The sequence below is a fragment of the Vibrio sp. YT-16 genome (genome assembly GCF_033337405.1).
GTDB classification, from domain to species: Bacteria; Pseudomonadota; Gammaproteobacteria; order Enterobacterales; family Vibrionaceae; genus Vibrio; species Vibrio alginolyticus.
On sequence record NZ_JAWOQQ010000004.1, the window covers coordinates 327,681 to 347,898 of the forward strand.

Consider the following 20,218-nt stretch of genomic DNA (forward strand, 5'->3'; position numbering starts at 1 on the left):
CAAATTACTTCAGTGGCAAGATCTGGATTTCAACACGACGGTTGCACGCACGACCTTCAGAAGTTTGGTTTGAGCAAATTGGGTTACGTTCGCCGTAGCCGCGTGCAATTGCACGACCAGGTGCAACGTTTTGAGATACTAGGAATTGACGTACGGACTCTGCACGGCGCTCTGACAACGTTTGGTTGTATGACTCACTACCTGTGCTATCCGTGTAACCGTCAATAACGAGACTGGTATCTGGGTACTCAACTAGGATGCGAGCAACACCGCGTAGAGTATTATGGATACTAGCATCAAGCTGGTAAGAGCTTGAAGAGAAGCCGATACCATTTTCCATACGCAGTAAAAGCTGGTTCTCACCAACACGCTGAACTTGTACACCAGAGTTTAGCAAAGCGCGACGCAATTCTGCTTCTTGTTGGTCAAAGTAGTAACCAACGCCAGCGCCAGTCGCTCCGCCTGCGGCCGCACCAATGAGTGCATGCTGACGACGTTCTTTAGCGTCATCGCCCGTTGCTAGACCGATTGCTGCACCAGCGATAGCACCAATAAGCGCGCCTTGCGTGGTTGAGTTAGTTTCGTATTCACCCGTTGTTGCATTTTGGCGTTGAGTGGCTTGACAGCCAGTAAGAGCTAGCACTAGAGCTAGTGCAATAGGCATCTTTTTCAAGGGAAAATCTCCGTATAAAACTGAGGCGAAACCATGCCTCATAATGGGATGCGAATTATGAATAAGTAAGCATTGATATTTGTTATGAGAAAGTAAGATTGATAAGAGTTTCTGTAAGAAAATTCCTATCAATACTGCCAAAGCTCTCAAAGTAAGCCCCATCGACATCGAAGTCATTGCTGCTTATGTGAATCCTTTACTATTCTGGCTATTTCGATGAATCGCCCAACATTTTGCGTGCTTGTTCGCCGCCCACTCCACGATTAACTGAAACCTTTCTACCTTTCTTTAAGCCCACTTCGTAGTCTTCAGTTAGGTTTTTCATCGCTTCTTTCAATTGCTTCTTGAACGTTTCGCGGTCAATGTTTTGGAATTCTTTATCAATATAGTCATTAATTTTATTGGCCGACTCTTCATCTGGAGAAATAATTGGCAATTTTTCAATCGCGCCTTCCACCCAGCCAGATACAAATGAGTTCACACGGCGAGTCACTTCCTGAGAAGAGGTGCCGGTGCCAGCAAAGCTGTTTCGGAATTGTCCGGTACTTTCGTTCATCTCGCGATAAACAATATCGAAAGCAAATGCAGCAAAAATAGCGCGATCTGCTTCACCGATAAATTCGACACGTTTGAGCCCTTTGTGATTCAACAATACTGCTTCGACACCGAATTTTGTGTTAATGCCGCGAATCACTCGCAATATGGTAGAACTGATGTTCGCTGGTAGCAGATGAGAAGATTGTGTTTTTCCCATTCTGATGAACTCAATATCGTCTTTATCGAGACCATATTTAAGCATGAGGCGATGTGCCATTTTGATAGCATTGGCAGCCTCATTAACATTAGCGGAATTGCCCAGTTCTAAGCACTTGGCGATTTTTTTCAGAGCTTTTTGTTTATCCATCGACAACCAGTAACGAAAGCAGAAAATTTATGAAGTCAGACATATTACCTTTTTTGACATAAAAACGAAATACAAGGTGGGACTGAAGATAATTTCTGCACATAAAAATAAGCCTCGCATTAAGCGAGGCTGGCGTTTTAGTTCGTCGTAATCAGTATGAAGTCGTACTTGTGTCTAAGAAGCCATTCTTCATTAAGATTCGTTAGAATTACAACCCGAGCTGGTTGAGCAAGTCATCGGCATCATCGTTTGATCCCGACGATTTAGATTCTTTCTCAGCCAACTGTTTACGTGTTGCCTCTAAAATGTCGTCTGGGTTTTCGTCTTCAGCAACTTCAAACTCTTCCAGTTGGATGAACTCAGTTTTATCCATTGCTAGTTCGAGATAGAAAATATTGTTGTTTTCGGTGGAGAACGTCACTCTGCGCGCTTGAGGGCGGTCAAGGTTGGTATCAACTTGTAAGATAACTTGCTTATTCAGCGCTAGCATTTTTGGTTGGTTTTGTGTGATGTTCGTTTGCAGGTCTTTACGAATTTTATTAGTGAAGTCTCCGACCAGTTGATTCATGAGTTCACCCAGAACATCGCCTACCTCGTCAGAAGTATGAGATATTGCCAGTTCTTCTTCTGGCATGCCCATATTACGCATGTAGTTGGTGTAGATCTCCAGTGCGGCTTTTGCCGTAAAATTAATCACAACTAGCCCGGTAAATCCGCCATCAAACAGAACAAAACAACCAAAATCTGGTTTGAGGCTAGTCTTGTGGATTTTTTGCACCATTGCTGAATAATTTACTTGAGAAGATGTCGCCGAAGTAAGTACGCCAGAAACAGACTGGCAAAGTTTGAGAAGGATATCTTCAGTGGTCACAATTTTATTTTTTTTCATTCTGAAAACTCATCTAGAAACGCGATTCGTTCCCCAATGTAAGGCATCAAGCGTGAAAAAATAAAGCATAAGTTTAATTATTGTATCGAGATTCTGATTTGCTCGTCTTTTTAAATGTTGTAAAGTGACGAAATTCAAAGAATATTACTTCACTAACTCTTTTGTGGTGTTTTTTTTCGCTTAGCGCCAATTTGTATGAGAAGTGAGCAAATAATTACACAACCCGCAGCTGATCGGATCAGCGTCGTAGGGGCAGGAAGCAAATGTTACCAAGATTACACTCGCAAACTGATGTCGATCCTCTTGTTCTTAGTTTTCTGAAAGAGCTTGAGCACGCCGGATTCACTGGTGATATCGAAAGCCAATATTCAAGCCGACTAGCGGTTGCCACTGACAACAGTGTTTACCAGCAACTTCCTCAGTCTGTCGTTCATCCCAAAACGACAGAAGATGTTTCTCTCCTCGGGAAACTGAGCAATAAAGAAAAGTACGAACGAATTACCTTTTCACCTCGTGGTGGCGGCACAGGGACCAATGGTCAGTCGCTAACCAAAGGTATTGTGGTGGATATGTCTCGTCACATGAACAAAGTGCTTGAGATTAATGAGGAAGAAGGCTGGGTTCGTGTACAAACTGGTGTAGTGAAAGACCAGTTAAATGACGCAGTTCGCCCTTATGGCTACTTCTTCTCTCCAGACTTATCTACCAGTAACCGTGCAACGATTGGCGGCATGGTCAACACCGATGCTTCTGGTCAAGGTTCTCTGAAATACGGAAAAACATCCGATCATGTTTTGTCGCTACAAGCGGTGTTTGCTGATGGCTCAGTTTTAGAATCAGACCTGTCCAACGGCTACCCAAAAGAAGACGAGTTTGCTGCCAAGGCGCTACGTGTAACGGAATCCGTATGTCGTGAAAAACGCCAGCAGATCGTAGATAAGTTTCCTCCTCTTAACCGCTTTTTAACGGGCTACGATTTAAAAAATGCCTTGAATGAAGACGGTGACCGTTTCGATATCACACGAGTACTGTGCGGCGCGGAAGGTTCATTGGCATTTATTACCGAAGCAAAGCTGAACCTGACGCCAATTCCGAAAGCACGTACTTTGGTTAACGTTAAATACAACAGCTTTGATTCTGCACTGCGTAATGCACCGTTTATGGTAGAGGCGAAAGCGCTGTCTGTAGAAACCGTTGACTCAAAAGTGCTTAATCTCGCGAAGCAAGATATCGTTTGGCACACCGTGAGCGATTTACTTACCGATGTTCCAAATAAAGAGATGCTTGGCATCAATATGGTGGAATACGCAGGTCTGGACGAAGAGGAAGTTGCTGCTCAGGTTGCAGCGTTGACCGCCAAGCTCGATACCATGTTGGAAACAGAAGAAGCGGGCATTATCGGCTACCAAGTTTGTAACGATGTAGCGAGCATTGGGCGTATTTACAACATGCGTAAAAAAGCGGTGGGTTTGTTAGGCGCAGCAAAAGGTCGTGCTAAACCGGTCGCATTCGCTGAAGATACCTGTGTGCCACCAGAAAACCTGGCGGACTTCATTGTAGAGTTTCGAGAACTGTTAGACAGCAAGTCTCTGAATTATGGCATGTTTGGTCACGTCGATGCCGGGGTGCTTCACGTACGTCCTGCGTTGGATTTGTGTGACCCGCATCAAGAAGCATTGATGCACGAAGTTTCTGATGAAGTGGTCAAGCTGGTGGCGAAATACGGCGGTTTGATGTGGGGTGAACACGGCAAAGGTTTCCGTTCAGAATATGGCCCTGAGTTTTTCGGCGACGAGTTGTTTACTGAACTGAGACGTGTGAAAGCGGCATTCGATCCACACAACAAAATGAACCCGGGCAAAATCTGTACACCGCTGGATAGTGATGCAGAGCTTGTCAAAGTTACCGATACCAAACGTGGTTACTATGACCGTCAGATTGACGTTCAAGTACGTGACAGCTTTAAACAAGCGATGGAATGTAACGGTAACGGTTTGTGTTTTAACTACGATACTAGCTCGCCAATGTGTCCATCGATGAAAGTAACAGCCGATCGTCGTCATTCACCAAAAGGTCGTGCAGGTTTGGTTCGTGAGTGGTTGCGTCAGCTTACTGAGCAAGGCATTGATATTCTTGACTTAGAAAAGCAAACACTAGAAAACAAAACATCAATCAAAACCATGATTGACCGCGTACGTCATTCTATCAATCGTCGTCACGAGTATGACTTCTCTCACGAAGTGTATGAAGCGATGAATGGTTGTTTGGCGTGTAAAGCGTGTGCGAGTCAGTGTCCGATTAAAGTCGATGTTCCGAGCTTTCGCTCACGCTTTTTAAACATCTATCACTCTCGTTATCAACGTCCTGCAAAAGACTATCTGGTTGCGAACATTGAAACTATGCTGCCGATGATGGCAAAAGCGCCAGGTGTCGTAAATGGTGTTTTGAAGCAGTCGTGGGTGAAAAATTTAACGGCATCTACGGTCGGGTATGTCGATGCGCCGTTGTTATCAGTACCCACCTTGAAACAACGAGTAGAGTCGCTGACAACGCCTTATGATCTGCAAGCGCTCAGTGGTTTGTCTTCGTCTGAAAAGAGCAAGCATGTTTTAATTGTTCAAGACCCATTCACTAGCTACTACGACGCTGATGTCGTTGAAGACTTCGTTAAGTTATTGAAAAAGCTGGGTATGAATCCGGTACTTCTGCCGTTTAAGCCGAATGGTAAAGCACAACACATTAAAGGGTTTTTACGTCAGTTTAAGGACACAGCAGCCGACACTGCGAAGTTCTTGGCGATGGTAGCGGATTTGGATATCCCATTAGTTGGCGTCGATCCTGCTTTGGTGCTGTGTTATCGAGATGAATACGCTGAAGTGCTTGGCAGTAAGCGAGGTAATTTCGATGTACTAACAGCCCACGAATGGCTTTACCCAAGACTAGAAGCGTTTGAAAGCGGAGAGCATAAGGCGCAGGAACCTTGGTATCTGTTTGCGCACTGTACTGAAAAAACCAAAATGCCAAATGCGGAAAAAGAGTGGGGCGCTATTTTTGCTCACTTTGGTGCAGTTTTGAATACGGTACCTGTTGGTTGTTGTGGTATGGCGGGTACGTTTGGTCATGAGGTTGATAAGTTGTCGATGTCGAAAGATATTTACAATTTAAGCTGGAAGCCAAGCTTAGATAAGTTGGATAACGAGAGATGTTTGATTACAGGCTATTCTTGCCGCAGCCAAGTTAAACGCTTTGAAGGAACGAAGCCCAAGCATCCCGTTCAGGCATTGTTAACTTTGTTGTAATCGGACTAAATCAAGCCCAGTTTTACTGGGCTTTTTAGAAACCGTATTTAGACCCTTTCAAAGGATATGAATCTTGAAAAAACTTGAACTCAAAGTCCCACCTGTTGTGGTGTTTTTGTTGGTCATACTTTTGATGTACGGACTTAAAGTTTTGACGCCGAGCATGAACATTCGAGTACCCTTTGTTGAATTTGTAGTAGGTGTATTAACTTTGTTGTCTGGCTACATGGGCATTGCTGGCGTGTATGAATTTCGCAAGGTAAAAACCACAGTGAACCCAGTGAAACCTGAAGCGGCATCTTCTGTTGTAAGAACTGGTGTGTTTGCCTTTTCACGCAACCCTATGTACACGGCATTATTGCTTCTAATCATAGCAACTGGTTTGTGGTGGCAGCACTTGAGTGTGGTGCTTTGTGGCGTGATATTTGTCAGTTATATGAATCGGTTTCAAATCAAGCCTGAGGAACGCGTTTTAGAGCGATTGTTTGGTGAAGAGTATGTGGATTATAAAAACCATGTTCGTCGTTGGCTCTAAGCATTGCGTTTAGTTTTGTTTGGATGAGACATAAAAAGAAAGCCCAACGGTCGACGTTGGGCTTTCTTTTAGTAAACACTTTTTTTGTGCGCTTCTGATAGGGCAGTCGACTAGGCTGCCTTAACGAACTTTGCTAGGAATGCATCCTTACGTTCATTAAAGCGGCGTACAAGGTCGTCAACCGCTTCTTGGTCATATGGCTTCAAGCCACTTGCAACCATGCGCTTAATACCTTTACCAACGACTTCACCGTCTTCTTTAAACGCAAAGTTTAAGGTGACTACACCTCGTTTTCCTTCTACGTCGAATGTTGCGCCAGTGAAATCCACCTCTGGATGCGTAAGGTCTAAGCGTGAAAATTCGACTTCCATGCTTTCATAAATAACTAATGGACGCTGGCAGTTAATCATCATTTGCTTCTCTTCCATAAGAGGAACCATGATGTGAGGGAAGTTCATACCAGAAAATTGCACGTAATTTGTCACTACATGCTCAATAAATGCCGGATCGTGGTTAGTTTCACCTTCACGGGACATGTGTAAGTATTCTTTACCTGCCTCGTCAACAACAGCGCTTTCTTTGTCACACTTATTTTCAATATGAAGTGCTACACCATCGTTTACCATGCCAGAGAAGTTAAAACGCATCTTTTGGCTAACGCCTTCTTTACTAAGAAGCACAGCGAAAAGTAAATCTCCAGGGACACAAAAGCGTTTGTTGTCTTCATCATGAATTGGGTTGTAGTCACCTGCGACACGTTTTGCAAAGTGGCTTGCTTGTTCGCGAGTGAACTGAAACTGGTGATTAGTGTTTGAAAAATAAGGTGTTAGAAACATAATTTTTACGTAGTAACCAAAACTGTGTGGGATTATATGCGAATATCTGCGTAGCAATGGTCCATCCAGTGAAAACTTCACCGTATCCTAACAATAAGACACTATTTCGGCGGATAAACCGTTAAAAACGCATACTTTAGCAACGCTTTTATTTGTGAAAACAATAAACAACGACCTTTTCGCTCGCCTATCTTTTAAAGTATAGCCATCAAAGTAGACAGGCGTTCATAAATAGTGCCATCAACATGTTTAATCGTATGTAAAAAGGCTCCACGCTGAACGTAGAGCCTTCAAGTCATTATCTGTTTATTCGATGAAATGCCAGTTATGCTTGGTTATTGAACACTTGGTAACAAGCTCTCTGGCATGAGCGTGTTGTGGATAGCCAGCTTAAGCAGAGTATTTGCCTGTTCAATGTCTGGAGCAAAGTAGCGATCTTTATCGTAGAACGATACTTTTTCACGCAACATTTGTTTCGCAATCTCAATACGCTCAGAGGACTTGTTTGGTGCTCTAAAGTCTAGGCCTTGTGCTGCTGAGAGGTATTCTACCGCCAGAATACCGCGAGTGTTTTCGCCCATTTCTTTCAATCTGCGAGCCGCGAATGTTGCCATTGACACGTGATCTTCTTGGTTTGCAGATGTTGGCAAGCTGTCTACTGACGCTGGGTGAGCGAGTGTTTTGTTTTCACTTGCTAACGCAGCAGAGGTAACCTGAGCAATCATGAAACCAGAGTTCACACCACCATTGTCGACTAAGAACGGTGGTAGTTTTGATAGCGCGCTATCGATAAGTAATGCCATACGACGTTCAGACAAGCTACCGATCTCGGCAATCGCAAGTGCTAGGTTGTCGGCTGCCATTGCAACAGGCTCCGCGTGGAAGTTACCGCCAGAGATGATGTCACCATCTTCAGCAAACACCAACGGATTATCTGATACGGAGTTCGCTTCTACTTGTAATACTTCCGCCGCATTGCGGATTTGCTGTAAACACGCGCCCATCACTTGAGGCTGACAGCGCAAAGAATACGGGTCTTGTACTTTTTCACAGTTAGTGTGCGAATCACCTATTTCACTCGATGTGTCTAACAAATGACGGTATGCGAGTGCTGCGTCCATTTGGCTGCGATGACCACGTACACGGTGAATGCGCGGATCGAATGGACGTCGGCTGCCGAGAGCGGCTTCAACAGACATTGCACCACAAACGGTTGCTGACGCGAAAAGGTCTTCCGCGATAAACAGGCCTTCCAATGCGAACGCTGTGGATGCCTGAGTCCCATTTAGTAGCGCTAAGCCTTCTTTTGGCGCCAGAGTGATAGGCTCTAGACCTGCGATTTTTAATGCTTCTTGCCCGGAAATGATTTTACCGTTGTGGCGAGCTTGTCCTTCTCCCAGTAATACAGTGCTCATATGGGCTAGAGGAGCTAAGTCACCTGATGCGCCAACAGAGCCCTTTTTAGGTACACAAGGGTAAACTTGTGCGTTGACTAGGTCGGTCAGCATATTAATGACTTTTAGGCGAATCCCAGAAAAGCCACGAGACAGACTATTGATTTTTAATACCATCATCAGACGAACCGTTTCATCTGACATAAACTCACCGATACCTGCCGCATGAGAAAGAACGATACTGCGTTGCAGTGTTTCTAAATCTTCTGGTGCTATTCGTGTGTTAGCCAATAGCCCAAAACCAGTGTTAATTCCGTAAACCGTTCGATCTTCCGCGATGACTCGGTCTACGACCTGTGTGCTTTCTTCAATGGCCGGAATGGCTTCAGGATCCAAAATAAGGTTGACTGGTGAACGGCTCACTTGGCGTAGTTCGTTTAAGCTAATATGACCTGGCTTTAGCGTTAAATTTAACATCTCTTTCATCCTTACTTGAGCTTCTTCAGTTCTTCGTTGAGCATTGGCAAATCTAGCCCTTGCTCTGCTGCACATTGTTTAGCGATATCGTATCCCGCATCAGCATGACGCATCACGCCTGTTGCTGGGTCGTTATGCAGCACGCGGGCAATACGTTGTGAGGCATCTTCACTGCCGTCACAGCAGATAACCATACCTGAGTGTTGCGAGAAGCCCATACCTACGCCACCGCCGTGGTGCAGTGAAACCCAAGTTGCGCCGCCCGCCGTGTTGAGTAGCGCGTTTAATAATGGCCAGTCTGATACGGCGTCAGAACCGTCCATCATACCTTCGGTTTCACGGTTCGGGCTTGCTACAGAGCCAGAGTCTAAGTGATCTCGACCAATGACAACGGGCGCTTTAAGTTCGCCATTTTTCACCATTTCGTTGAATGCTTGACCAAGACGCTCACGATCTTTAAGACCAACCCAGCAAATACGCGCAGGTAAACCTTGGAACTGGATGCGTTCGCGAGCCATATCTAGCCAGTTATGTAAGTGCGGATTATCTGGAATTAGCTCTTTTACTTTTTGGTCGGTTTTATAAATGTCCTCAGGATCGCCAGAGAGAGCAGCCCAACGGAAAGGACCGATACCTTCACAGAATAGAGGACGAATGTAGGCTGGAACGAAGCCAGGGAAATCAAATGCGTTTTCTACGCCTTCTTCCAAGGCCATCTGGCGGATGTTGTTACCGTAGTCGAGTGTTGCGGCGCCGCGATTTTGCAGCTCTAACATCGCTTGAACTTGCACAGCCATGGATTTTTTCGCTGCTTTTACGACCATTGCTTCATCTTGCAAACGCATTTCTGCTGCGTGAGACATGCTCCAGCCTTGTGGTAAATAGCCATTGAGCGGGTCGTGTGCAGACGTTTGGTCTGTTACTACATCAGGCGTGATATTACGTTCTACCAGCTCAGAGAAAACGTCTGCTGCATTACCTAGTAGACCAACCGATACTGGTGTGTCTGACTCTTTAATGATAGCTAGCGCTTCATCTAAAGAAGTCGCTTTCTTATCGACATAGCCTGTACGTAGGCGGTAATCGATACGTGACTCATCACACTCTACTGCAATCATGGAGAAGCCCGCCATTGTACCAGCGAGAGGTTGAGCACCACCCATGCCACCGAGACCACCTGTTAGAATCCAACGGCCCTTTGCTTCACCGTCAAAGTGTTTTTTTGCAACAGATACGAACGTTTCGTATGTGCCTTGTACGATACCTTGCGAGCCAATGTATATCCAGCTGCCAGCGGTCATTTGGCCGTACATCATCAAGCCTTGTTTATCGAGCTCGTTGAAGTGTTCCCAGTTTGCCCAATGCGGAACAAGGTTTGAGTTTGCGATAAGCACGCGTGGAGCATTTTTATGAGTAGGGAAAACACCAACAGGCTTGCCTGATTGAACTAAAAGCGTTTGGTCATCTTCGAGTCTTTCAAGTACTTCAACAATCTTGTCGTAACATTCCCAGTTTCGCGCTGCTCGGCCAATGCCGCCATATACAACCAGTGAATGTGGATGTTCTGCAACATCAGGATCAAGGTTGTTCATCAGCATACGAAGAGGGGCTTCGGTTAGCCAAGATTTTGCGCGCAGTTTATCTCCGTGAGGTGCACGAATTGTTCTGCTTGTATCAAGTCGTGGATCTTGTCCCTGGCGCTGTGTCATTTCAGACTCCTTTAGTTTCTCGTGATGACCAAGTACTTGCTTGGTCGTAATAATCAGTGGCATCTGGGATGCATTATGGTTTGTGCTGTTTTTCCGCCATCGCGTTGGCGATATCCCAACACAAACGGGCAGCTAATCGTGCAGTTTGACTATCGACGTCATAATTTGGGTTGTATTCGGCGATATCAGCCAGCATTAGCTTATTTTTGTAATGAAGAATTCGATCTAAAAAGGGTGCAATAGTGTCGTAACTCACTCCCCGAGCAGCTGGTGCGCTGACTCCAGGTGCGGTTGCAGCAGGGAATACATCCAGATCAATAGTCAAATAGAGGTAGTCACAGTCGTCAATAAAATGCTGAAGCTGAGTTAAGTGATAACTGTGGTTTAAGTAGCAGAGCTGATTGTCCTCTACATACCAAACATTTAGCGCATCTGCTTTTTCAAATAGCGCTTTAGTGTTGCTACTACGGCTTACACCAATACAAGCGTAATGAAAGTCCCAATCGTTACGTTGGCAAAAATGATGAATTTGGTTGAAGGGGGTGCCAGAGCTTGGTCTTATGTCGGTGAGGTTGCTCTCAAATGCGCGCAAATCGAAATGCGCATCGAAATTAATAATGCCGATTTTAGGCTTCTTCTCTGGATGGTGCGCTTTAAAATATTCCGCTAAGCCGGAAAACGAGGCCCACGCAATCTCATGCCCACCACCTAGCACGATGACTGGCGTATGGGGCAGTGCGCTTGAAATGGTTGCTGCACATAGAGCTTGGCTCTCTTCCAGTAAGTCGTCTTCACACGCCACAGTACCTAAGTCATATAGTGGGGCGTCTTGGTGCCATGCTAAATTAGCGAGTGCTCGTCGGATTAAGTCTGGCGCTTTTTTCGCGCCAATGCGTCCTTTGTTTCTCGCAACGCCAGCGTCGGTAGCAAAACCGAGTAATGAGACGCCATGCGCAACGGCACGCAACTCATCTGCTTTTTGGCGTTGAACAACGTGATGAATTCGCTGACCAAGCTTGCCGTCCTCGGCATCATGACGGCCTTGCCAATGAAATAGGGGAGAGTGTAGGTCGAATTGAGACATATTATTGGCCTCCGTGTGAAATGTATTCACCATTTACTATACGACCTACCAGACGTTTTGCTCCGACTTGATAGCTTAAATCCGCAGGGCTTTCGATATCCCAGATAGAGAAGTCCGCATCAAACCCTACTTTGATTTCGCCACGTGAGTTTTGATAACCCAGAGCTTTGGCTGCATGTTGCGTTACACCACGCAGTGCTTCTTGCGGTGTAAGGCGAAATAGCGTGCACGCCATATTCAGCATGAGTGTGAGATCAGAAAATGGTGATGTACCTGGGTTGACGTCCGTAGCAATTGCCATCGGCACGTTATGCTCTCTCAACAACTCAATCGGTGGTAACTGAGTTTCTCTTAGAAAATAAAAAGCGCCAGGCAATAGAGTGGCGACGGTGTTTGATCGAGCAAGTGCTTTAACACCTTGCTCATCTAAAAACTCGATGTGATCCGCTGACAGACCGTTGTATTGCGCAGTGAGGGCTGTACCACCGAGATTAGAAAGTTGCTCAGTATGCCCTTTAACCTTTAAGCCGTGGCGTTTTGCAGCTACAAACACTTTTTCTGTTTGTTCAAGATTGAAACCAATCGATTCACAAAAAACATCGACACTCGTAGCTAATTCTTCCTTTGCGACAACAGGGATTATGTCCTGACAAATGTGCTCAATATAATCATCTGCACGACCTTGGAACTCTGGCGGAATGGCGTGAGCGGCGAGAAGTGTAGTGGTGATTTTAACTTTGCGCTCTTGTTCAAGCATTTTGGCTGCACGGAGCATTTTTACTTCATCATTCAGTGTCAATCCGTAGCCTGATTTCACTTCGACAGAAGTGACGCCGCTCGCGAGTAGCCCGTCTAAACGTGGCAACGCTAACTCAACTAATTGCGCTTCGGTTGCTGAACGCGTCGCATGCACCGTTGAAAGTATCCCACCGCCTTGTTTGGAAATTTCTTGATATGGCACGCCGTTTAAGCGCATTTCAAATTCGTTGGCACGATTGCCCGCGTAAATAAGATGAGTGTGGCAGTCGATCAAACCTGGCAGAACTAACTTGCCTTGAAGGTCGATACTCTGAGCGTAATGTTGGGCAGACAGCAGAGACTCGGTTTGCGGTGCGTCTTCACCAATGGCACAAGTACTGATCGCAACGATTTTTCCAGATTGAATACCAATGCGCGCTGGAGGCGTTGGAAGGTATCCGCATTCTCCCGATTGCATGGTAACTAGACGTGCGTTTTCAATCAGCAAATCCATGTTTGTGTCCCTGTGTTTATTTGTATCATTAAATGTATATACAAATAAATAGAGCAAAATAAGAACACTGACAAGATTGATGTTGCTAAAATGTGATCAAAACGTAGATCTAGAGGACAAATCTTGTCCTTAAATGAGCACTTTTGAGCTCAGCTTATATTTGTTACCAGGGTGATAAAGTAGGGCGGTACTGACTAACTTATCTTGGCTCCACGTTCTGCGATTCAAGAGAAGGCAAGGTTCATTGGCTTGCATTTTTAAGTCTTGCTTAATACGGCTTTCAGGCACAATTGCCTCTACAGTATGTTCTATCGCGCTGAGTGGGCAATTATCTGACAGGTATTGATTTGGAGTGATTTGTGTGAAGTCTTGATTTAAATAACTCGGGGCATATTGGCTATTCACCCAGCGGAGCTCCAATTGAATCGGCGTTTGGTCTTCATAGTGAATAATTTCACTGTAAAACACCGTTGTGCCAAGCATGACGCCGAGTTTTGTCGCAATGCTGTCATCTGCTTTTATGGCAACTTGTTTGAGCACTTTACTGCTATATTGTCGCCCTCGGTCGCTGACTTCTTCGGCAATGTTTCGAATGTCTAACAGAGGAGATTCTGACTTTTCACCAGGATCACACACAAACGTACCTAAGCGTGGGCGACGTTGTAATCGGCCCTCATTAACTAAGTCCCGAATTGCTTTGTTCACTGTCATTCTACTGACACCAAATTGCTCGGTAAGCTCAATCTCTGTGGCGATACGATGACCAACTATCCACTCTCCAGCATCAATTTTATCGAGGATAAATTGTTTGATTTGAATGTAGAGTGGTGCAGACATAATGATTCCCTTTTATTTGACTATACAAATACTGCTTAATTTAGGTACAAATTGCAAACATTTCTCGACAAATGCAGCACTTAGTGACAGAACAATCCTATTGTGGGGCTGAATGATTCTTGCTGTTGAGCATTATTTGGATTGATGATGGAATTCGAACATTTTCTTGTGGTCTATTGCTTGCAGAGTATAAAACAATTGTGTAAACAAACGATTATGAGAAGAAAAGTCGCTAAAAAGGAAAAACATGTTTAAAAAATTGAAAGCATCACTGGGGATCGGTTCTGCAAAAGTAGATACGATTTTAAACGAAATGAGCGTGTTTCAAGGAGCGACGCTGAAAGGGCATGTTCATATCAAAGGCGGAGACGTCGAACAACAAATTGATGCTATTACGATTAAATTGAACACAGAGATGAAAGTCGAAGTGGATGATAGCGTAAGTTACCAAACGTTCACTATTGATCAGCTGAAGGCGGTAGACCCCTTTGTGATTCAACCGAATGAAGAGAAGCAGGTTCCGTTTGAGCTAAAACTGCATGATGAAACGCCAATTACTGCGGTTAGCGCACTTAAGAATCAATGCCATGTTTGGGTTGAAACGACGTTAGACATTGATTTTGCGATTGACCCGCGTGACCGTGACTATATTGAAGTGAAACCACTACCAGTAGCATCTCGCGTTATTCAAGCGATCGAGCAAGCTGGTTTCACTATGGTTAAAGCCGATGTTGAAAAAGGCTTTTTGCGCGGTGGCTCGTTTGCTTCTCGCTCTGGAATTTATCAAGAGCTAGAGTTCCGAAATAACGGCTTTATCTCATCAAAAGAAATTGAGCTTTCTTTTATTCTGGAAGGGCAGGTCATGCATTGTTTGGCGGAGATTGACCGTTCGCTCAGCTTGGTTGGTGACCAATATCGCTCGTTTACGTTGCCGATCAATGCAACTGATGCTCAAGTCGCTGCCGCGGTTGCACCAACGCTAAATCTATAGTTCTCATCAACTTGATGAGAATATGTACCGATATCCTATTGTGAAAGCGATATCGGTACTGTTATCCATGTTTCGTGCGTTCTCTACGGCTAAAAACTCAAGCGCGGAGTTTTCCATTAGATATCGATAGCCTAATACCAGTTCATTAGAGGCATCAGCAAACTCTGCGGGTCCTTCTGTCGATCCTTGATACCAATGGTATTCAAACATCAGGTGGTGGTTATCTTCCAATGCATAACGGTACCCAGCTGCAACGGCAATCGTATTATGCCGATAGGGTAGATCCAGCAAGGCGCGATCATCTGAGCGAAAAGTCATGCCAACCGTCGAGTAAAATGCATGGGCGTCACTCAAATAACTGTAATTTATTTGGAAGCCTTGCTCGAAATTACTGCCTTGAAAAGTCCCGTGAGCAACATCATTAAAATATAAGCTGCCACCAATAGATAGGCCGTGATGTTCATTCTGAAACACTTGATATTGCAAATAAGTAGATAAGTTGTTGGCAAGCGTTTGTCCTTCGAAATCATCTTCTAGCACATCATATTGCGGCATTGAAATGTAAAAACGATCTCTGTCTACTTTGTCTCGGCCATTCTGTCCGATACCGAAAAGGTTATGGAAGCTTTTAGTCAGTCCATCTAAATGGTTATCAGCGGCAAAAACCCACCGATAATTGAGTTCCCATTGCCAACTGCTATTGATTTGCCACTTGCTGCCAATTTCGATTTGGTTGTGGTAATAATCCAGTGCGTATTCATCAGTATGAGCCCAAACACTTGCCACGGTTCCCGAACCATAGGCTTCGACAAAACCAGAGGGCAGACTGTGTCCTGAACGTAGTATGTTGGTGTGACTAACCACTTGCATTGGGGATTGTGCGTAAGAACGCAGCGGGCCATATAAGTCATTTGATGCGAAGGCTTGCAAAGAACATATCGAGGTGCTTAGAAGCACCATAAAGCGCGATTTGAAATAGACCATGATGAATACCTACATACAAACTACTCTATAAAACAACTATATACCTAAATCGCACGTTGAGCTCTCGCCCAGCGTGTTAGGCTTTGTATCGGTTCACACGTAATAGGGGATATTGTAATTTGTTGTGTAAGTTCATTGAGGGGCAATTCCATTCATCAGCTATGCGGTCTCTTAAAAAAGCATGATCAGTTGTCGTGATGGGTCTGCGGTTAAGTTCTTATGACAAAACAAAATCGCGCTTTGCATTCTAAATGTGAGCTAGGTACAATCCCATTTTCGATAACGGTCCGGTATTCGTGTTACCGAGAGGCCTTTATTGACTCTCAACTATTTTCAACAAATAGCTTCTAATTTGAATAACATGTGTTGCTTGGTGTGCAACACCACTGTAAAGGACATAGCATGCCTATTATTACTCTTCCTGACGGCAGTCAGCGTCAATTTGACAACCCAGTATCTACTATGGAAGTTGCGCAATCGATCGGTCCCGGTCTTGCAAAAGCAACTATCGCTGGTCGTGTAAACGGTAACCGCGTTGATGCGTGTGACCTAATTGAAGAAGACGCAAGCCTTGAAATCATCACAGTTAAAGATGAAGTAGACGGTCTAGAAATCGTTCGTCACTCTTGTGCTCACCTTCTTGGTCACGCTCTTAAGCAGCTTTACCCTCAAGCTAAAATGGCGATCGGTCCAACCATCGACAATGGCTTCTACTACGATATCGACTTAGACGAATCTCTAACGCAAGAAGATCTTGAAAAGATTGAAAAGCGTATGAAAGAGCTAGCGAAAACCAAGTACGAAGTGGTTAAGAAAAAAGTAAGCTGGCAGGAAGCGCGTGATACGTTTGAATCACGTGGCGAACCATACAAAGTGGAAATCCTAGACGAAAACGTATCTCGTGATGATCGTCCAGGCCTTTACCACCATGAAGAATACATCGACATGTGTCGTGGTCCTCACGTTCCTAACATGAGCTTCTGTCAACACTTCACTTTGCTGAATGTTGCAGGTGCTTACTGGCGTGGTAACAGCGACAACAAAATGCTTCAACGTATCTACGGTACGGCTTTCCACGACAAGAAAGCACTGAAAGCGCACCTAACTCGCCTAGAAGAAGCGGCGAAGCGTGATCACCGTAAGATTGGTAAGCAACTAGACCTATTCCACATGCAGCAAGAAGCACCGGGTATGGTGTTCTGGCATCACAATGGTTGGTCTATCTTCCGTGATCTAGAAGTATTCATCCGCGCTAAGCTAGATGAGTACGGTTACCAAGAAGTGAAAGGTCCACTTATGATGGACCGTGTTCTTTGGGAGCGCTCAGGTCACTGGGATAAATACGCTGATGCAATGTTCACAACTTCTTCTGAGAACCGTGAATACGCAATTAAGCCAATGAACTGTCCAGGTCACGTACAGATCTTCAACCAAGGTCTAAAATCGTACCGCGACCTACCGCTACGTATGGCTGAGTTTGGCTCATGTCACCGTAACGAACCATCTGGTGCATTACACGGTATTATGCGTGTACGTGGCTTTACTCAGGATGACGCTCACATTTTCTGTACTGAGAGCCAAATTCAAGAAGAAGTAACAAACTGTATCAAGATGGTGTACGATACGTACCAAACATTTGGTTTCGACAACATCGTAGTGAAACTGTCTACTCGTCCAGAGAAACGTGTAGGTTCAGATGAAATCTGGGATCAATCTGAAGAAGCATTGAAGCAGTCTCTTGAATCGATGGATATCCCATACGAAATTCAAGAAGGCGAGGGTGCGTTCTACGGTCCTAAGATTGAATTCACACTATACGATTGTCTAGACCGTGCGTGGCAGTGTGGTACTGTCCAGCTAGACTTCAACCTACCAGGTCGCTTGGGTGCAACTTATGTAGGTGAAAACAATGAACGTCTTGTACCGGTAATGATTCACCGTGCGATTCTAGGTTCACTAGAGCGCTTCATCGGTATCCTTATCGAAGAATATGCTGGTTTCTTCCCAACTTGGTTGGCGCCAGAACAAGCAGTTCTTATGAACATTACTGATAAACAGTCAGGTTATGTTCAAGAAATAGTACAAAAACTACAAAAAAGTGGAATTAGAGCTAAAGCGGACTTGAGAAATGAGAAGATTGGCTTTAAAATCCGCGAACATACTTTGAAGCGTGTACCGTATATGCTTGTTGTTGGTGACCAAGAAATGGAAGCTGGCGAAATTGCAGTGCGTACTCGTAAAGGTAAAGATCTTGGTAAATTTAAAGTGGATGATTTTATTGCATACATCCAAGACGAGATCTCTAGCCGTAAGCTCAATCTGGAGGAATAAGCTATTAAAGGCGGAAGACGTGGCCAACAGCCGGTAAAACAAAACCCGCACCGTATCAACGGTGAAATTCGTGGTATTCGTGAAGTTCGACTAACAGGCGCTGACGGTGAATCAGTTGGTGTTGTATCGATTCAAGAAGCCATTGCAGCTGCTGAAGAAGCTGGTATGGATCTCGTTGAGATCAGTCCTAACGCCGAGCCACCTGTTTGTCGTGTGATGGACTATGGTAAGTTCCTCTTCGAGAAGAGCAAAACTGCTAAAGAGCAGAAGAAGAAGCAAAAGCAGGTCCAGATCAAGGAAGTAAAATTCCGTCCTGGAACTGATATTGGAGACTATCAGGTAAAACTACGCAACCTGACGCGTTTCCTTGAAGAAGGCAACAAAGTGAAAGTAACAATTCGCTTCCGTGGCCGAGAGATGGCACACCAAGACATCGGTGTTGACGTTCTAAATCGTCTTAAGGAAGATACTGCAGAAATTGCTGTAGTTGAATCTTTCCCTAAGAAGATTGAAGGTCGCCAGATGATCATGGTGCTAGCCCCTAAAAAGAAGTAATTAACGGCTCATCAAGTAATTAAAACCTAGCCGCTTTCCTTTATATAAAGGCATATGGCTGGGTTTTGTTCGCCCTAATTACGTTGTTTATTAAACCTACTCAATGCGGAGTTATTCATCATGCCTAAGATGAAAACCAACAAAGGTGCTGCTAAGCGTTTTAAGAAAACTGCTGGTGGTATTAAGTACAAGCACGCTACAAAACGTCACATCCTGACTAAGCGTACTACTAAGAACAAGCGTCAACTACGTCCGAATGCAATCCTTCCAAAATGTGAAGTGGCTGCAGTAATCCGTATGTTGCCATACGCTTAATTCTTTTTAGTTATCAATCGTTTAGTTTAGGAGAAGCATAATGCCTCGCGTAAAACGTGGTGTACAAGCTCGTGCACGTCATAAGAAAGTTCTAAAACAAGCTAAAGGTTACTACGGTGCGCGTTCACGCGTTTACCGCGTAGCTTTCCAAGCAGTTACTAAAGCTGGTCAATACGCTTACCGTGACCGTCGCGCTAAGAAACGTCAATTCCGTCAACTATGGATTGCACGTATCAATGCGGCATCTCGTCAAAATGGTCTATCTTACAGCCGTTTCATCAACGGTCTTAAGAAAGCATCTATCGAGATCGACCGTAAGATCCTTGCGGACATCGCAGTATTCGACAAAGCTGCATTTGCAGTTCTAGTTGAAAAAGCGAAAGCTGCTCTTTAATTAGCAGTTTAGGATTAAGAGAAGGAGAGCATTAGCTCTCCTTTTTTATTGCTAAAATTTATACCCAAATGACTTTTAGCTTGGCTATTTAGAGTATTGTTTATCAGTCTTCTCAATTTATTGGTTAGCATCTTATGTTAGTTATAAGGTAGCTTGGGTATAAATTTTTACGTTTATAAGGGATTAAAAATGATCTACACAACGACCGAAAGCATTCCTGGCAAGCAGATCTCTGAAATCAGAGGGGTTGTAACTGGTAATGTTGTTCAATCAAAACATATTGGCCGTGACCTCATGGCGGGTATCAAGAGCATTGTTGGCGGCGAAATTCGAGGTTACACGGAAATGATGACCGACGCGCGTGATATTGCTATACAACGCATGGTGGCGGACGCTGAGTCTAAAGGTGCCGATGCAATTGTAGGGATTCGATTTACCACAAGCTCAATCGTAGATGGTTCTTCGGAAATTTTGGCATTTGGTACTGCGGTGAAATTAGCGAACTAGTCTACTTGAATAGCATTGCAAAAATGCCAATAGAGAGCGGTGAATTATTATGCATTTACCGTTCTGTTCCTTTTAGGTTAATTATTCTAGATTTTTGTAGAGCGAATAGGTTTATATTCTCAACTTTACGTTACTATTAAAATTAATCACGACAATTTAGAGTGATTGCTTTACTTTTGTTTTGCATATTATTTTTATATCTATAATGAAATTGAATTCATATTGAATTTTTCATTTGTTGTGTGAATTCTC

General features: G+C 44.4%; 18 protein-coding genes. 8 read left to right on the forward strand and 10 right to left on the reverse strand.

The genetic code is table 11. From position 1 onward, the window contains the following. Positions 1-4: 4 nt before the first annotated feature. The 3 genes from R7F07_RS09860 to R7F07_RS09870 all read right to left on the reverse strand — a co-directional run bounded on the left by R7F07_RS09860 (position 5) and on the right by R7F07_RS09870 (position 2,466). A complete protein-coding gene (locus R7F07_RS09860) occupies positions 5-664 on the reverse strand; it encodes an OmpA family protein (RefSeq protein ID WP_005377956.1) in 660 nt (219 codons plus the stop codon). Between the two features lie 217 nt (positions 665-881). After that, entirely contained in the window at positions 882-1,577 is a 696-nt protein-coding gene (locus R7F07_RS09865; protein ID WP_005377954.1) for a DUF2786 domain-containing protein, read from the reverse strand. 208 nt (positions 1,578-1,785) lie between these two features. After that, the gene (locus tag R7F07_RS09870) at positions 1,786-2,466 is read right to left on the reverse strand and encodes a DUF3334 family protein (protein WP_005388843.1); all 681 of its coding nucleotides are present in this window, start codon (positions 2,464-2,466) and stop codon (positions 1,786-1,788) included. Positions 2,467-2,729: 263 nt separating this feature from the next. Here R7F07_RS09870 and R7F07_RS09875 point away from each other — a divergent pair, with 263 nt between their 5' ends. Both R7F07_RS09875 and R7F07_RS09880 read left to right on the forward strand, forming a co-directional pair. Then, positions 2,730-5,765, forward strand: coding sequence for an FAD-binding and (Fe-S)-binding domain-containing protein (locus tag R7F07_RS09875; RefSeq protein ID WP_171342715.1), 3,036 nt, complete (start codon positions 2,730-2,732; stop codon positions 5,763-5,765). 73 nt (positions 5,766-5,838) lie between these two features. Next, complete coding sequence (locus R7F07_RS09880; RefSeq protein WP_053306949.1) at positions 5,839-6,300, forward strand: methyltransferase family protein; 462 nt, start codon at positions 5,839-5,841, stop codon at positions 6,298-6,300. Between the two features lie 110 nt (positions 6,301-6,410). Here the strand turns inward: R7F07_RS09880 and R7F07_RS09885 are convergent, their stop codons facing one another. From R7F07_RS09885 to hutC, 6 genes are all read right to left on the reverse strand, one after another. Beyond that, entirely contained in the window at positions 6,411-7,136 is a 726-nt protein-coding gene (locus R7F07_RS09885) for a DUF3581 domain-containing protein (RefSeq protein WP_017821813.1), read from the reverse strand. Between the two features lie 335 nt (positions 7,137-7,471). Continuing rightward, on the reverse strand, positions 7,472-9,007 hold the full coding sequence (gene hutH / locus R7F07_RS09890) for a histidine ammonia-lyase (protein ID WP_171342714.1): 1,536 nt from the start codon (positions 9,005-9,007) through the stop codon (positions 7,472-7,474). 11 nt (positions 9,008-9,018) lie between these two features. Further along, positions 9,019-10,716: a urocanate hydratase gene (gene hutU / locus R7F07_RS09895; protein WP_054578031.1), complete on the reverse strand. Its 1,698-nt coding sequence runs from the start codon at positions 10,714-10,716 to the stop codon at positions 9,019-9,021. Between the two features lie 73 nt (positions 10,717-10,789). Next, entirely contained in the window at positions 10,790-11,800 is a 1,011-nt protein-coding gene (hutG, locus tag R7F07_RS09900; protein WP_171342713.1) for a formimidoylglutamase, read from the reverse strand. A gap of 1 nt (position 11,801) precedes the next feature. Further along, positions 11,802-13,052 (reverse strand): imidazolonepropionase, encoded by a 1,251-nt coding sequence (gene hutI, locus R7F07_RS09905; protein WP_005377945.1) that lies wholly within the window; start codon positions 13,050-13,052, stop codon positions 11,802-11,804. 129 nt (positions 13,053-13,181) lie between these two features. Continuing rightward, complete coding sequence (gene hutC / locus R7F07_RS09910) at positions 13,182-13,889, reverse strand: histidine utilization repressor (RefSeq protein WP_171342712.1); 708 nt, start codon at positions 13,887-13,889, stop codon at positions 13,182-13,184. Positions 13,890-14,136: 247 nt separating this feature from the next. Here hutC and R7F07_RS09915 point away from each other — a divergent pair, with 247 nt between their 5' ends. After that, positions 14,137-14,880: a sporulation protein gene (locus R7F07_RS09915; RefSeq protein WP_171342711.1), complete on the forward strand. Its 744-nt coding sequence runs from the start codon at positions 14,137-14,139 to the stop codon at positions 14,878-14,880. A 6-nt stretch (positions 14,881-14,886) separates the two neighbouring features. On the opposite strand, the gene R7F07_RS09920 is transcribed toward R7F07_RS09915, so the two are convergent. After that, the gene (locus tag R7F07_RS09920; protein ID WP_171342710.1) at positions 14,887-15,864 is read right to left on the reverse strand and encodes a DUF3187 family protein; all 978 of its coding nucleotides are present in this window, start codon (positions 15,862-15,864) and stop codon (positions 14,887-14,889) included. Between the two features lie 402 nt (positions 15,865-16,266). Between R7F07_RS09920 and thrS the strand changes: the two genes are divergently transcribed. From thrS to R7F07_RS09945, 5 genes are all read left to right on the forward strand, one after another. Then, positions 16,267-18,195, forward strand: a complete 1,929-nt coding sequence (thrS, locus tag R7F07_RS09925; protein ID WP_005395892.1) for a threonine--tRNA ligase — start codon at positions 16,267-16,269, stop codon at positions 18,193-18,195. 3 nt (positions 18,196-18,198) lie between these two features. Beyond that, entirely contained in the window at positions 18,199-18,750 is a 552-nt protein-coding gene (gene infC / locus R7F07_RS09930) for a translation initiation factor IF-3 (RefSeq protein ID WP_080276913.1), read from the forward strand. Positions 18,751-18,870: 120 nt separating this feature from the next. Further along, on the forward strand, positions 18,871-19,065 hold the full coding sequence (gene rpmI, locus R7F07_RS09935) for a 50S ribosomal protein L35 (protein ID WP_005377932.1): 195 nt from the start codon (positions 18,871-18,873) through the stop codon (positions 19,063-19,065). A 40-nt stretch (positions 19,066-19,105) separates the two neighbouring features. After that, on the forward strand, positions 19,106-19,459 hold the full coding sequence (gene rplT, locus R7F07_RS09940; RefSeq protein WP_004727974.1) for a 50S ribosomal protein L20: 354 nt from the start codon (positions 19,106-19,108) through the stop codon (positions 19,457-19,459). Positions 19,460-19,648: 189 nt separating this feature from the next. Then, on the forward strand, positions 19,649-19,966 hold the full coding sequence (locus tag R7F07_RS09945) for a heavy metal-binding domain-containing protein (protein ID WP_130546017.1): 318 nt from the start codon (positions 19,649-19,651) through the stop codon (positions 19,964-19,966). The last annotated feature ends 252 nt before the right edge of the window (positions 19,967-20,218 follow it).

Bases quoted from the DNA above. Each gene is read 5' to 3' on its own strand.
- R7F07_RS09860 (WP_005377956.1), bottom strand. From the start codon at position 664: ATGCCTATTGCACTAGCTCTAGTGCTAGCTCTTACTGGCTGTCAAGCC.
- R7F07_RS09865 (WP_005377954.1), bottom strand. From the start codon at position 1,577: ATGGATAAACAAAAAGCTCTGAAAAAAATCGCCAAGTGCTTAGAACTG.
- R7F07_RS09870 (WP_005388843.1), bottom strand. From the start codon at position 2,466: ATGAAAAAAAATAAAATTGTGACCACTGAAGATATCCTTCTCAAACTT.
- R7F07_RS09875 (WP_171342715.1), top strand. From the start codon at position 2,730: ATGTTACCAAGATTACACTCGCAAACTGATGTCGATCCTCTTGTTCTT.
- R7F07_RS09885 (WP_017821813.1), bottom strand. From the start codon at position 7,136: ATGTTTCTAACACCTTATTTTTCAAACACTAATCACCAGTTTCAGTTC.
- hutH (WP_171342714.1), bottom strand. From the start codon at position 9,007: ATGTTAAATTTAACGCTAAAGCCAGGTCATATTAGCTTAAACGAACTA.
- hutU (WP_054578031.1), bottom strand. From the start codon at position 10,716: ATGACACAGCGCCAGGGACAAGATCCACGACTTGATACAAGCAGAACA.
- hutG (WP_171342713.1), bottom strand. From the start codon at position 11,800: ATGTCTCAATTCGACCTACACTCTCCCCTATTTCATTGGCAAGGCCGT.
- hutI (WP_005377945.1), bottom strand. From the start codon at position 13,052: ATGGATTTGCTGATTGAAAACGCACGTCTAGTTACCATGCAATCGGGA.
- hutC (WP_171342712.1), bottom strand. From the start codon at position 13,889: ATGTCTGCACCACTCTACATTCAAATCAAACAATTTATCCTCGATAAA.
- R7F07_RS09915 (WP_171342711.1), top strand. From the start codon at position 14,137: ATGTTTAAAAAATTGAAAGCATCACTGGGGATCGGTTCTGCAAAAGTA.
- R7F07_RS09920 (WP_171342710.1), bottom strand. From the start codon at position 15,864: ATGGTCTATTTCAAATCGCGCTTTATGGTGCTTCTAAGCACCTCGATA.
- thrS (WP_005395892.1), top strand. From the start codon at position 16,267: ATGCCTATTATTACTCTTCCTGACGGCAGTCAGCGTCAATTTGACAAC.
- rpmI (WP_005377932.1), top strand. From the start codon at position 18,871: ATGCCTAAGATGAAAACCAACAAAGGTGCTGCTAAGCGTTTTAAGAAA.
- rplT (WP_004727974.1), top strand. From the start codon at position 19,106: ATGCCTCGCGTAAAACGTGGTGTACAAGCTCGTGCACGTCATAAGAAA.
- R7F07_RS09945 (WP_130546017.1), top strand. From the start codon at position 19,649: ATGATCTACACAACGACCGAAAGCATTCCTGGCAAGCAGATCTCTGAA.